This is a genomic window from Paenibacillus sp. FSL H8-0283 (assembly GCF_045040675.1).
Classification (GTDB): domain Bacteria; phylum Bacillota; class Bacilli; order Paenibacillales; family Paenibacillaceae; genus Paenibacillus; species Paenibacillus amylolyticus.
Genome location: NZ_CP150295.1, coordinates 1250597 through 1264054, shown reverse-complemented (window position 1 = coordinate 1264054; position 13458 = coordinate 1250597). Strand labels below are relative to the sequence as shown.

Below are 13458 nucleotides of genomic sequence, written 5' to 3'. Positions count from 1 at the left end.
TATGCGAGGAGTATTTTTAAAATCACTCCTGGCATTGTCCATGGCTTTGCCACTTCAGGTCGGATTATGGAACGGAGATGCATCGGTTCATGCGGAAGGACCGACAGACCCGGCACCGTTCATCCAGGCAAAGGTTGTGAACCAAAATGCAGGTAAAAAAGTATTGTTCGACAACTCTCACGGCCAAACGGCTGGAGCTGCAGACTGGGTCATTGATGGAGGTTTCTCCGACTTCGGGAATGCACTCGCGAATGATGGTTACTATGTCAAAGAACTTCGCAAGACAACTCCATTTACCTATGATGATCTGAAAGAGTATAACGTATTCGTTATTGCAGAGCCTCAAATTCCTTTCAAAACATCCGAACAAGCAGCACTGAAACAATATGTTGAAACGGGCGGCAGTATCTTCTTTGTTGGAGATCACTATAATGCAGACCGTAATAAAAACCGCTGGGATGGCTCTGAAGTCATCAACGGCTATCGTCGGGGAGCATTCGAAGATCCGGCCAAAGGTATGAGCACCGATGAGCGTAATTCTGAAGCGATGCAAAATGTAACCGGCTCGGACTGGTTGTCCGATAACTTTGGCGTACGTTTCCGCTATAACGCACTTGGCGATATCAATGCCAATATCGTTGTACCGGCAGATCAAGCTTTCGGCATCACAGAAGGCGTATCGGCTGTAGCCATGCACGCCGGTTCAACACTTGCAATCACCGATCCGGAAAAGGCAAAAGGTATTGTGTACCTGCCAAAAACCAACGCAAAATGGAATAACGCGGTAGACCAAGGTGTCTACAACGGCGGCGGGATTGAAGAAGGTCCTTACGTGGCTGTATCCAAGCTGGGCGCAGGTAAAGCTGCCTTCATCGGTGACTCCTCTCCAGTAGAAGATGCATCACCAAAATACTTGCGTGAAGAGACAGGCACACGCAAAACAACTTATGACGGTTTTAAAGAAGCCGATGATGCCGTGTTGCTCGTGAACACCGTAAACTGGCTTGCTACACAAGAGAACTACACAAGCCTGACTGAAGTGAACGGACTTGAACTGGACACAGCTACAGCGCTGTTGCCATTCGAAGAGCCGGCTGCTTCCACAGAACCACAGGCTGAACCTTGGTCCGCACCTGCTGCCGGATATAAGTGGTACGATCGTTCCACGTTCAAGGCTGGTTCTTACGGTGGACCTGCATCCAGCGCGAACGCTGCATACAGCTTCGTTAAACAGGATACCCTTCCGAATGCAGAAGACTTCCAGATTCGTGTAGTTGTGGAGAATATGGCTCCAAACACAACCGTATCCGGTTATAGTGCCGGTATCTATCTGACTGGCGGAACACAGGTCGCCATGATCCAGAATGAAAGTGGTACTTGGCCAACTTCGTACGGCTATAGTTCCACATTCAGTGTAACCTCGGACAGCCAAGGTCGCGGGATCAAAGATCTGAACGTCCGGATCAAACCAGGTACAACTGGCGCTGCCAGCTTGCGTCTGCGTCTGAATGGCAGCAACCTGATCACCAATGCCGTGACTGTTGGCAATGTGCCAGCAGAACAGCTTCCGGAAGAAGAAGGACCGATTCCAGCAGCTATCACAGTTGCTGAAGCACGCACCAAAGCTGCTGGCACTACCGTAACCATCGAAGGTGTTGTGACGACAGAGCCGGGTGCATTTGGTGGACAAGCCTTCTATCTTCAAGATGAAACTGCTGGAATCTACGTATTCCAGCACACTAGCGGCTTCCATGCTGGTGACAAGGTGAAAGTAACAGCAGCAACAACCATCTATAACAGCGAGTTCGAGCTTACCGATATCGTTGCGATTGAGAAAACAGGTACGGCTTCCGTACCTGCTCCAATCGAGGTTACTGCAATTACAGATGCGAACCAAGGTCAACTGGTTCAATTGAAAAATGTAACGATTGAGAATATCATCAGTGCTACACCAGTTGGATCTTTTGAATTCGACGCGGTAGCAGCAGATGGAACGAGCACACACATCCGTGTGGACACCCGTACAGGTGTGACGGAGACTTCCTTCCCTTATGCTGCTGGTGACAAAATCGATATCACAGGCGTTTCCGCTATTTTCAAAGATGTATATCAATTGAAACCTAGAAGCTTGAATGATTTTGTACCTGCTGAAGAGCAAGGTGGCGGCGAAGTGCCTTCCACTCCAGCTGCAGGAGCACCGGGTAAACCGGTGCTTTCTTCTGATAATGGATATACCACTGGCCTGTTCGAAGGTTCGTACAACGTAAGCATGAACCTCTGGTGGGGTGAAAACGGTTCTGAGTACAAACTGTATGAGAATGGCGTTCTGATCGATACGCAGAAGTTGACTGCGGCTTCACCATCGGCTCAGTCCTCCAAAACCGCCATTACAGGCAAAGCCAACGGCACGTATACCTATGTAGCTGAGCTGACCAATGACAAAGGCACAACACGCAGTGACGTGCTGACGGTACAAGTAACCAATGCCGCTCCAGGCAAAGCTACATTGTCCCAAAACAACTGGGATGGTGACGGCAACTATAACGTATCCATGAACCTCTGGTGGGGTACAAATGCAACTGAATACCGTCTCTATGAGAATGATGTATTGATTGATACACAAGCGTTGAACGCGGCAACTCCAGCTTCTCAAAATGCTACAACTGAATTGTCGGGTCGCGCTAACGGAACGTATTCGTATCGTGCTGAGCTGATCAACGCTGCAGGCGTAACCAGCACAGAGACAATTACGGTTCAAGTTACTAAAGCATTGCCTTTGGCTAGCTAAGTCTCATTAAAGAAGCCTAACGTTTAACCAAGCAACTAAAAAACCGAAACCAACATTGCCTGATTCACAGGGCAACATGGTTTCGGTTTTTTTCATTCATTTCAAACGTTCTGGCTCATAGCCATTTCTAACAAATAGAATGCTGTTCCATACAGCACAATAAACGGCCACGGCGATGACACTAATGACAAAAATCAAGTTCATCTGTGTAAACGTATAACTGCTTCCCGTGAAAATGATCAGGATTGCACTGAGCCCAATATTTTCTCTGTTATGTTTTTTAAACTTCTGAAAGATCATTCTGTACAGCAATATCAATACCATAAATACAATCCATATAAAATAAAATATTTCCATAGGTCACCTTCCTTTCGAAAAACTCATTTCTTGTATGGGTATCTAAGAGGAGTATTGATTAATATCCTTAATTCCCTTTATATAGAAACCTATTAATATTACATGGATTTGGAAAATAACTCAATCATTGTGATGCATATTCTTGGAATCCTCTTATTCCTCGACGGTTAGCTGAGCAACAAGAACGCACCGATGTTTATTTACAGACACAAAAAAAGACTATCCCTGCCAATATTCCGGCACCGAATAGCCCTCTCTTCTTCCTCTATCAACTTATCTTAATTTATCATCTAGTATATTCGTAGCGCCACATTAACCCTTACACCAGCTTCTTACGAATATACCCCGAGATCAAGTCAATAATCGTGATCATCACGATAATACCCAGCAGGATTATACCTACTCGCGGCCAGTTCCGAGTACTTAACGCAAAGATCAGCGGTGTACCGATACCCCCTGCTCCAATTACACCCAGTATAGTCGCGGAACGTACATTGATCTCAAAACGGTACAATGTATAGTTCAGGAAGCCAGGCATAACCTGTGGCAGGATGGCAAACCACAACTGCTGCATACGATTGGCTCCAGAGGCAAGCAGCGCCTCGGATGGGCCGTAGTCGATATTTTCAACTTCATCTGCGTACAACTTGCCTAACATGCCAATGGAGTGCAACCCAAGGGCGAGTACCCCTGCGAACGATCCGGGGCCTACTGCCTTGATGAACAACAAGGCCATGATAATCTCAGGGAACGTGCGAATAAAGCTGAGTACCATTTTGCCTGCACCCGAGATGGAACGATGCCCACTCATGTTACGGGCAGACCAGAAGGCAAATGGAATACAGAGCACGGCCGAGATTACAGTACCTAGTACGGAGATTGCCAACGTGTCTAGCAGTCCGCGCAGCAGGTCTTCTCCCTCAGGCAAATATACAAACTCCCAGTCCGGTGAGAAAATTCCGGCTACAATGGCTTTCATAATCTGAGCGGCAGTTTCCTTGAAACCAGTAAACGGTACACCGGCAAGCGCCCAGACATACACAAGGATTAACAGTAACACAATGACCCAGCGTAGCGGGTTCTTCCGTGGTTTAGGCCGGATGCGGCTTATTTCATTTTTCATCATAGCAATTTCTCCCGCAGCTTAGTACTTACATAATCAATGACCAGAACGATGACGAGGGTAAACAGAATGATTACGCTGGTCTTGTCATACTCCAGGAACCCAAGTGTGGCCTCATAGTAGAGTCCAATCCCTCCGGCTCCCACCAGTCCCAGAATGGCAGCAGCACGTATATTAATTTCAAAGGCATACAGCACATAGGATGTGAACTGGGCAGCCAGTTGCGGCACCACGCCATATACAATGAGCTGAATTCGGTTCATACCAACAGCCGTCATCGCTTCCAGCGGCCCCTGATCAATGGTTTCCAGCGTCTCATACGTCAGCTTCGCGATCAGACCTATCGAGAACACAGCCAGTGCCAAGATTCCGGGGATTGGCCCCAAACCAAACACAGCAACGAACAAAGCAGCAAGCAACAGATCCGGCACGGTCCGAATCAGGTTCAACAGAAAGCGCGCCGGATAGTAGATCCAGCGACTTGGCATCAGGTTACCGGCACAGATAATCGAGACTGGAATCGCAATAATGGCACCAATGGTTGTCCCAATCAGGGCCATTCGAATCGTTTCAAGCATGCCTTGCACGATATTATCAAAGTAACTCCACCGGGGCGGGAACATCTCCTTCAGCAGATCCAGCATGTTGGGAAAACCTTCAAACAACTCCGTGAAGCTGGCATCCGTCTGCTTGGCACTGGCCCACAGAAGGAGCAGAATGATCACTAAGGTGAGCAAATGTTTCGTACGCCCAGGCGGCTTTGGGCGATTCACAACCTGAGCCGGGCTGGAACCAGGTTCCTTCCCCACTCCGCCTGAATTCTGAAGTGGAACGTTGGACTGCCCCTTCATACCACAACTTCTCCCTGCTCATGCACAGCCTGTTTGTCCAACAATTCGTCAGCCAGAATTGGTCTGCCGTAAATTTCTGCAAAGCGCTCATCCGTTGCCTCTTCTACCGGGCCGTCGAAGACCACCTCGCCTGCTCGCAATCCGACAATACGGGTCGCATACTCTCTCGCCAGATCAATAAAGTGAAGGTTGACGATGGTCGTAATCCCAAGGTCTTGATTGATGCGTTTCAGGTCATCCATGACCTGTTTTGTTGTAAGCGGGTCAAGTGAAGCAACCGGTTCGTCGGCCAGAATGATTTTTGCTTCCTGTGCCAGTACACGGGCAATAGCCACACGCTGTTGTTGTCCACCAGACAACTGATCTGCACGGGAATAAGCTTTCTCCGAAATATTCACGCGATCCAGCGCAGTGAACGCCAGTTCAATATCCTCTTTTGGAAAACGCCCCATAATGGTGCGCATGGTGGAATGATATCCAACCCGTCCAGCGAGTACGTTACGTAGTACACTGGACCGTTTTACCAGATTGAAACTCTGGAAAATCATGCCGATGTCACGTCTGATCATGCGTAGCCGTTTGCCTTGTGCCTTCGTGATGGAACTTCCGTTAATCAGAATCTCGCCCTCACTAATGTCGTGCAGTCGGTTAATGGAGCGTAAGAGCGTTGATTTACCCGCACCGGACAGACCCACTACAGCAATGAATTCACCCTGCTCAAATTTCAGATTAATATTATCCAGGCCCTTGGTGCCGTTAGCGTAAGTTTTGGTAACGTTATGAAGCTCAATCATGACAATATCCTTCTTTCATTCATAATGATCATACACATGAGTCCTTGCTATAATGGCACAAGCCAGCGCAGCGTAGATCACGCTGAACTGGCCTGTCCATTGCTACGATTAAGCTGTTCCCATCCAAGAAAGCTACTACAATGTGAACAGATCCCGAACTACTTTTGGATCAGAATTATTCACCTTTCACTTTTTCGCCATACTGACGAACGATCTCAAACTTGCTATCATCGGACTCTACATAACCTTCATGCGTATAGATTTCTTTGATGATCTGGTGACCTTCAGTATCTTTACCGATATCGATGAAGGCTTGTTTGATCTTCGCAGTCCAATCTGCATTCATGTCTGTACGAACGGCAATGGTATCGTTAGGAATAGGCTCAGTGAACGCCAGTACTCGTGTATCTTCAAATACAGTCGGATAGTCTTTAGCTACCGTGTTGCGGGCATCTTGGAAAATAGCTGCTGCATCAACGTCACCGTTCAATACAGCGATAACACCTTGGTCATGACCTTTCAACGTTACAGGTGTTACATCTTTTAATGGATCAATGCCTCTGTCCAGCAACAGACCTGCTGGCCATACATAACCTGCGGAAGACGTTACGTTTTGGTAAGCCACTTTTTTACCTTTAAGGTCCTCGATGGATTGAATCGGCGAATCTTTTTTCACAATGAACATGGATTTATAGGAATCCGCCAACTCTTCGGTTGGAGCACCTGTCTCATCATTTACACCGAAACGTTGTGCTTGCAAAATAACCTGCGCAGCGCCTTTTTCTTTAGCCAGTACATAAGCTGTCGGAGGCAAGAAACCTACGTCTACTTTGTTGGACGCCATTGCTTCAATAATTGTGTTGTAGTCGGTGGATACGCTGACTTTTACCGGAATGCCCAGTTTGTCACCAAGCAACTTCTCCAGCGGTTTCGCTTTGGCTTCAAGCGTATCTGCGTTCTGGGAAGGAACAAATTGAACCGTCAGTTCAGTTGGCACATAACCTTCGACAGCTTTCTCTGTCTCTGCCGTAGACGTACCGGATGCATTCGAACTCGCATTATCCCCGTTAGCCGAACCTGTTGTACTACTGCTAGACCCACAAGCACTCAGAAACAGAACCAAAATCAACAATGGTAAAAATAAAGCAGACTTCTTCAAACGAACACCCTCCAAAGAGTTTCTATTTTTCAGTACTTATCTACTATAGTTGCCAAATATTAGCGCGATGTGAAACGAAATTTGGAGTTTTGTAAAGTTTCCTGTCAGGCTGTCAGCGCGACTTGTATCTGTTAGAATAGGCTCATTATGGTTGAAGATATAAGAAGAACATCGGAGATAACGGCGTATACTTCGGTTCTTCAAGCTATTCATTCTTCTCCGTTTTATAGTAATTCCATATATCTGAACTTATATATTAGAGGAGATTGTAAAATGACATCCACAAACCATACGGCAAGCTTCGATATTCTGTATACCAGTGATCTGCACGGGGCGATCCGTCCCATTCATTACAATACCAATGCCTACCGCCCCGCTGGGCTTGCCCTGCTGGCTTCCCTGATTCGTAAGGAACGTGAACGTTCTCCTGAATTGATGCTGGTGGATAACGGGGATCTGCTGCAAGGATCACCCTTGGCCTCCTATGCAGCTTCACAGGTTTCCAAAAACGAGGTGCATCCATTCATAACGGTACTGAATGAATTCGGTTATGATGCTGCGGTGATGGGCAATCACGAGTTTAACTATGGTCAGAGTCTGTTGCGCGGAGCAGTTGAAGCTTCTAATTTCCCCTGGCTGTCTGCCAATATTGTAAAAAATGAGCAACCAGACGTACCTGCCTTCGGTCCTCCGTATCTAATCAAAACCTTGTCTACGGGTGTTAAAATAGCCCTCTTGGGCGCAACTACGCACTACATCCCAAACTGGGAGCACCCGAAAAATATTGAGGGTTTACAGTTCCTTGATGCCTTGGAGACGATTCGTGCATGGGTTAGCTATATCCATGAGCATGAACAACCAGATGTAATGGTTGTCAGTTATCACGGTGGATTTGAGAGTGATCTGGAGACAGGCGAGCCCACCGAACGGTTAACTGGAGAAAATCAAGGCTATGCCATCTGCCGGGACATCGAAGGCATTGATGTGTTGCTTACCGGACATCAGCATCGTCAGCTTACCGCTAATATTCATGGTGTAACCGTCATTCAGCCAGGCTTCAGTGGAAATGGTGCGGGGCATGTATCCCTTCATTTGGAACAATCATCGGGCGGCAAGTGGCAGATTACAGATAAGCAGGCTCGGTTGTTACTTCTGGATGAACATCATGAGGTTGAACCTGATGCAACCGTCATGAAACTGACGGAAGAGCTGGAAACTGAGGCACAATCATGGCTTGATCAACCCATTGGCGAGGTGGCTGGGGATTTATCCATCACCAATGCTACGGCTCTGCGACTCAAGGCACATCCATTCATTGCTTTTGTACATCAAGTGCAGATGGAAGCGACTGGAGCGCAGCTCTCCAATACCGCCATGCTGAGTGAAGAAGCTCGCGGTTTCGGGAGTCACATCACCGTTCGGGACGTGTTATCCAACTTCATCTATCCTAATACTCTGACGGTGCTGGAGTTGAGTGGTCAGGATATCCGGGAGGCACTGGAACAAACGGCACGTTACTTTGAAGTGAATGCTTCTGGTGAGGTGGCAGTCAATCCGGCTTATATGGAGCCCAAACCCCAACATTATAATTACGATATGTGGGCTGGCATGGAGTACGAGTTGGATATTTCCCAACCTGTGGGCAGTCGAGTTGTGAAGTTGGAACGTGAAGGCAAACCCATGGACATGGATGGCATGTACTCTGTGGTGATGAACAGCTACCGTGCTGCTGGCGGCGGAGATTATGCGATGTATCCGGGCAAAAAGGTACTGCACGAAGGTGCCACGGATATGGCCGCACTGGTGGAAGATTACATCCGCAGACACCAGCCATTAACGGTGGAGCAGGCTAATAACTGGAAAGTTATTGGAAGTTAAATGAGAAAGAGCAGGTCCTGTGATCAGGATCTGCTCTTTTGTTTTCAACCTATTGCTTACTTGTTCTTGTTGAATTATCCTATCCTGTCCTGTCCTGTCCCTTCATCCGACATATTGAAGGATTAACTGATATAATGCTATTGAAAATCCTAAGATACTCGCTTTCATTTTAGATGGATGATATCTTTCGCTACGAATCAAATAAAAGAAAACCAAAATAAACCCTGCGGGGATCCATAGCTCAAAGACACCATTTGTTGTACTTTGAGAATAAATTGGCGTAATGAACGTACTAATTAAAAAGTAAAAGAAAACCGTAAAACGTCTTGTTTCTAACTGCTTGCTCCACCTTACTAGAATGAAAATAATAATGATTGCGATAATAATAATGTGAACAGGGGGTAGAAGAATAGCAACATTCCCAAATTTGAATTCCATTCCGCATTGCCCTCCTCTCTTCTAATGCATCACATGACTGACTACAGGCATACGTGTAAAAATTCATTCTCATGCTTCAAAACCGCTGGCAACCGTCCAAAAACGGACCTATTCCAATATATCCTTATTTTAACATACAATCACAGTTCCGTTTTCCATTTTCCTTCAAGGGAATATGCAAAAAGAGCAGAATTGAGGAGCATCGTGCCCTCATCCCTGCTCTTTTTACATACCTACAAGTTCTCTAATACATGTCCCATATTATCCAAAATGACTATTGCGCCTTTTTACGCAACTGACTGTAATACAGCTCGCTGTAGAAACCGCCTTGTTCCAGCAATGTATCATGCGAGCCTTGCTCCAGTAGCTGCCCATCCTTCAGCACCAGAATCCGGTCGGCCTGACGGATCGTGTTCAGCCTGTGGGCAATGACAAAGCTGGTACGGCCTTGCATCAGGCGTTGCAGCCCTTCCTGGATTTTAATCTCCGTAACAGTATCAATACTGCTCGTCGCTTCGTCCAGTACGAGTATCGATGGATCTGCCAAGATTGCCCGGGCAATGGCGAGTAGTTGCTTCTGCCCCTGACTAATGCCGCTCCCGTCGGCCTGGAGCACTTTGTCGTATCCATCCTTCATTCGCACAATGAAGGAATGGGCATTCGCCAGCCGGGAGGCTGCTTCCACCTCTTCATCCGTTGCGTCCAGACGCCCAAATCGAATATTTTCTCGAATCGTACCCTGAAACAAAAATGAATCCTGTAATACAAATGCCATATGTGACCGCAGATTCTCACGCCGAATGGTGGTCATATCGCGTCCATCTACCGTTAATGTGCCACCTGTTGGATCATAGAAACGTGATAACAGCTGAATTAATGTTGTTTTCCCCGCTCCGGTCGGACCCACAAGGGCAATCATCTCCCCCGGTTTGGCTTCAAAGCTGATCTCATGCAAAATGTTACGCCCTTCATCGTATCCAAAGGATACTTTGTCAAACCGAACGGCTCCCTCTACCTTGTCCAGAGATATCGCTGCCCCTTCATCCTTCGCTTCCTCATCTTCGTCCAGCACCTCGAATACGCGCTCAGCCCCCGCAATCGCGGACAATAACGTATTCCACTGGTTCGCCAGATCATTCAGCGGACGGGTGAATTGACGGGCATATTCTACAAAAATAATAATCACCCCAACCGTAACCGAACCCTGAATCGCCAGAATACCACCGATGCCCGCCACAATCGCAAAGCTCAGGTTATTCAATCCATTCATCAGTTTCGGGATAAAACCAGAGATGGTCTGTGCCCAAAAACCGGAAATCCGGATGCGGGTATTCCGTTCCTCAAAACCGCGAATCACCCGCTCCTCTTGGGAGAATGCCTTAATGATCCGTTGCCCGGATAATGTCTCTTCGATGTAACCGTTAAGTTCACCCAGATTGCGCTGCCGCTCCTTGAAGAGCGGTCCCGTTCTGCGCGTAATCCAACGCATGCCGATGGCCATCAAAGGAACAACGATAAAGGTAAGCAGGGTCAGTAGTGGGCTGAGCCAGAGCATAACGCCAAATGTCCCAAGTAGTGTTAATACACTCGAAAAGATCTGGATCGCCGAGCTGTTCAATGTACCGCTGACATTCTCGATATCATTGGTCACCCGGCTCATAATCTCCCCCTGCTGGCGTTTACCGAAGAATGGAATCGGTAATTTGTGCAGATGGGAGAACAGATCATACCGCATGCGGAACACGGTTTCCTGTGCAATTTCGATCATCCATATATTTTGTAACCAAGATGTAAGAGAGAACAAGACATACACTGCGGTTAATCCAATCAGAAACCGAGTCCAGCTTGCCCCGGCTTCCCCCGCGATGAAATCATCCACGGCCACCCCTACCATGTAAGGGCCAAGCAAAGCGAGTGCGGAGCTGGCAAACACCATCAACAGTACCATGGACAGCTTAACCTTGCGACGTGCCAGATAGGTCCAGATACGACCTAGCGTACCTGACCAGTTCTTCGCCCGTGCCTTGGGTTTGCGACCACCACCTGATCGTAACGTCTCCGGATCAATCGGAGGCGGTGGCTGACGGAAAGGCTCAATGAATGCTTTGAACATGCTGTGCACCCTCCCCGTATTGTGATTCATGAATTCGACGATACAGCTCTGACGACTCCATCAAGTCTTCATGTTTTCCTTGCCCAATGAGTTGTCCATCATCAAGCAGCAGAATCAGGTCCGCCGAAGTGGTTGAACTGATCTTCTGGGTGATGATAAACGTGGTACACGACAATTCCTCCAGCGCATCGAGCAGTCTGCCTTCTGTAGCCACATCCAGCGCACTTGTGCTATCGTCCAGAATCAGAATTCTTGGTCTACGTACCAGTGCTCGTGCAATGGAAAGTCGCTGCTTTTGTCCACCGGAGAGATTCACTCCCCGTTGACCCAGCAATGTATCATAACCGTTTGGTAAATTCTCAATCGTTTCATGGATCTGCGCGCGCTTTGCGGCTTCCACGATCTCATCCAAGGTAGCATCTTCCTGACCCCAGGCAATATTCTCCCGGATGGAACCGGTAAACAGGACAACCTCCTGCGGTACATAACCAATCGCACCACGCAGCACGGACAGATCCAGCTCTGATGCATCGGCACCATCAATCCGTACCTTTCCTTGATCCTCTGTGTATAAACGCGGAATAAGCTGTACCAGCGAAGATTTGCCTGAGCCTGTTGCTCCCATAATGGCAATACGCTCCCCCGCTTTTGCCGTAAATGTGATGTTATCCAGTACTGTAATTTCACTATTCGGATAACTGAAGCCTACACTGCGGAATTCAACCGCTCCCTGCACAGCGCGCTGTTTCTTCGCCGGGTATACAGATTGCGGAAAATGCGAAGATTTCATAGATCCAGCAGATGGTGCAGACGTTGATAACGACTTCGTCTGTTCAGTCTCCGACGTGTCCTCCGTATTAAACACTTCATTCAGTCGTTGCGCCGAAGCGCTTGCTCTGGAGAAGGTTACCAGAATCCATGACAACGCAGACATGGCACCAATTGTGCGAAGCAGGTAGTTAATGACGGCGACCACTTCACCCACGGTTGCATTACCGGAGGCAATGTCGACTCGTCCAAACCATAACACGGCGATGATACAAACGTTCATCATAAGCAGCATGAACGGCATCGTGGTCTCCGTCAAGCGCAGCGCGGAAATGGTGCCTTTCATCAGCTTGCCGCTGAATCCGGCAAAGCGTTCAATCTCATGGCTCATCCGTACGAAGACACGGATCAGCCGAATGCCTGTCAGATTCTCCTGGATGACTCCATTGACGGCATCCAGTCTGCGCTGCACATTGCGGAACAGCAGCGCTGCCTTTTTGATCATCCACACTACAACAATGAGCAGTACAGGCACCATGACAACCAGCAGCAGCCCCAACCTCGGGTTCACGATTACTGCCATAATCATGCTACCAATCACCACCAGGGGCACACGTGTCATGAATCGCAGACTCATGAAGACGGTGTCCTGAACCTGGGTCACGTCCCCCGTTAATCGGGTAATCAGGGACGACGTCGCGAACCGGTTAAAGACGGCATAAGAGAACGTTTGCACTTTCTCATACAACTTCTCCCGCAGATCGTATCCGAACCCCAGACTTGCATGGGATGCAAAGAACGAACTCGCAATTCCGGCAACAAAAGCCACAACAGCACTGCCAACCAGCACACCGCCCCACAACCAGACGACAGAAAGGTCTCCCTGCTGAATCCCGTTATCAATGATCTTGGAGATCAGATAAGGCTGAGCAAGCTCCACCGCAAGCTCAATTAACATCATGACCAGGGCTGCAATCGCGGCAACTCGGTACTTCTTCAAGTAGTACAACAGCTTGATCATAAGCATTCCTCCGGCTCGGAGCACCCTAAACCGATAACACGTTCCAGCTCAGAGCCTCCATTAGACATGTTGTTTTCTCCACAGCGTCCAATATGTAATCATTTCTATGTACACATATGGTTATTATAGCGTATTTTACAATGCCGCTTCTATTCTTATTACCCTACT

10 protein-coding genes are annotated in these 13458 nt (G+C 47.9%); 2 read left to right on the top strand and 8 right to left on the bottom strand.

What is annotated here, in order from left to right:
• Position 1 precedes the first annotated feature (1 nt).
• Positions 2-2788: a DUF5689 domain-containing protein gene (locus MHI52_RS05690; protein ID WP_405159356.1), complete on the top strand. Its 2787-nt coding sequence runs from the start codon at positions 2-4 to the stop codon at positions 2786-2788.
• 96 nt (positions 2789-2884) lie between these two features.
• Here the strand turns inward: MHI52_RS05690 and MHI52_RS05685 are convergent, their stop codons facing one another.
• From MHI52_RS05685 to MHI52_RS05665, 5 genes are all read right to left on the bottom strand, one after another.
• Positions 2885-3145 (bottom strand): hypothetical protein, encoded by a 261-nt coding sequence (locus MHI52_RS05685; RefSeq protein ID WP_076253377.1) that lies wholly within the window; start codon positions 3143-3145, stop codon positions 2885-2887.
• Between the two features lie 319 nt (positions 3146-3464).
• Positions 3465-4271: a phosphonate ABC transporter, permease protein PhnE gene (gene phnE / locus MHI52_RS05680; RefSeq protein WP_127547295.1), complete on the bottom strand. Its 807-nt coding sequence runs from the start codon at positions 4269-4271 to the stop codon at positions 3465-3467.
• Entirely contained in the window at positions 4268-5119 is an 852-nt protein-coding gene (gene phnE / locus MHI52_RS05675; protein ID WP_036672541.1) for a phosphonate ABC transporter, permease protein PhnE, read from the bottom strand. The genes phnE (MHI52_RS05680) and phnE (MHI52_RS05675) overlap by 4 nt, the downstream gene beginning before the upstream one ends.
• Positions 5116-5913, bottom strand: coding sequence for a phosphonate ABC transporter ATP-binding protein (phnC, locus tag MHI52_RS05670; protein ID WP_036606306.1), 798 nt, complete (start codon positions 5911-5913; stop codon positions 5116-5118). The genes phnE (MHI52_RS05675) and phnC overlap by 4 nt, the downstream gene beginning before the upstream one ends.
• A 175-nt stretch (positions 5914-6088) precedes the next feature.
• Positions 6089-7087, bottom strand: coding sequence for a phosphate/phosphite/phosphonate ABC transporter substrate-binding protein (locus MHI52_RS05665; protein WP_405158644.1), 999 nt, complete (start codon positions 7085-7087; stop codon positions 6089-6091).
• A gap of 258 nt (positions 7088-7345) precedes the next feature.
• On the opposite strand from MHI52_RS05665, the gene MHI52_RS05660 reads away from it, so the two are divergent.
• Complete coding sequence (locus MHI52_RS05660; RefSeq protein WP_405158643.1) at positions 7346-8950, top strand: bifunctional metallophosphatase/5'-nucleotidase; 1605 nt, start codon at positions 7346-7348, stop codon at positions 8948-8950.
• 102 nt (positions 8951-9052) lie between these two features.
• Here MHI52_RS05660 and MHI52_RS05655 read toward each other — a convergent pair whose 3' ends face one another.
• From MHI52_RS05655 to MHI52_RS05645, 3 genes are all read right to left on the bottom strand, one after another.
• Entirely contained in the window at positions 9053-9388 is a 336-nt protein-coding gene (locus MHI52_RS05655) for a hypothetical protein (protein WP_282319252.1), read from the bottom strand.
• A 274-nt stretch (positions 9389-9662) separates the two neighbouring features.
• Complete coding sequence (locus MHI52_RS05650; protein WP_405158642.1) at positions 9663-11501, bottom strand: ABC transporter ATP-binding protein; 1839 nt, start codon at positions 11499-11501, stop codon at positions 9663-9665.
• Positions 11482-13290 carry an ABC transporter ATP-binding protein gene (locus MHI52_RS05645; RefSeq protein WP_405158641.1) on the bottom strand — a complete coding sequence of 603 codons (1809 nt, stop codon included), beginning with the start codon at positions 13288-13290 and terminating at the stop codon, positions 11482-11484. Before MHI52_RS05645 ends, MHI52_RS05650 begins: the two co-directional genes overlap by 20 nt.
• Positions 13291-13458: the final 168 nt, after the last annotated feature.

Bases quoted from the DNA above. Each gene is read 5' to 3' on its own strand.
- MHI52_RS05690 (WP_405159356.1), top strand. From the start codon at position 2: ATGCGAGGAGTATTTTTAAAATCACTCCTGGCATTGTCCATGGCTTTG.
- MHI52_RS05685 (WP_076253377.1), bottom strand. From the start codon at position 3,145: ATGGAAATATTTTATTTTATATGGATTGTATTTATGGTATTGATATTG.
- phnE (WP_127547295.1), bottom strand. From the start codon at position 4,271: ATGATGAAAAATGAAATAAGCCGCATCCGGCCTAAACCACGGAAGAAC.
- phnE (WP_036672541.1), bottom strand. From the start codon at position 5,119: ATGAAGGGGCAGTCCAACGTTCCACTTCAGAATTCAGGCGGAGTGGGG.
- phnC (WP_036606306.1), bottom strand. From the start codon at position 5,913: ATGATTGAGCTTCATAACGTTACCAAAACTTACGCTAACGGCACCAAG.
- MHI52_RS05660 (WP_405158643.1), top strand. From the start codon at position 7,346: ATGACATCCACAAACCATACGGCAAGCTTCGATATTCTGTATACCAGT.
- MHI52_RS05655 (WP_282319252.1), bottom strand. From the start codon at position 9,388: ATGGAATTCAAATTTGGGAATGTTGCTATTCTTCTACCCCCTGTTCAC.
- MHI52_RS05650 (WP_405158642.1), bottom strand. From the start codon at position 11,501: ATGTTCAAAGCATTCATTGAGCCTTTCCGTCAGCCACCGCCTCCGATT.
- MHI52_RS05645 (WP_405158641.1), bottom strand. From the start codon at position 13,290: ATGATCAAGCTGTTGTACTACTTGAAGAAGTACCGAGTTGCCGCGATT.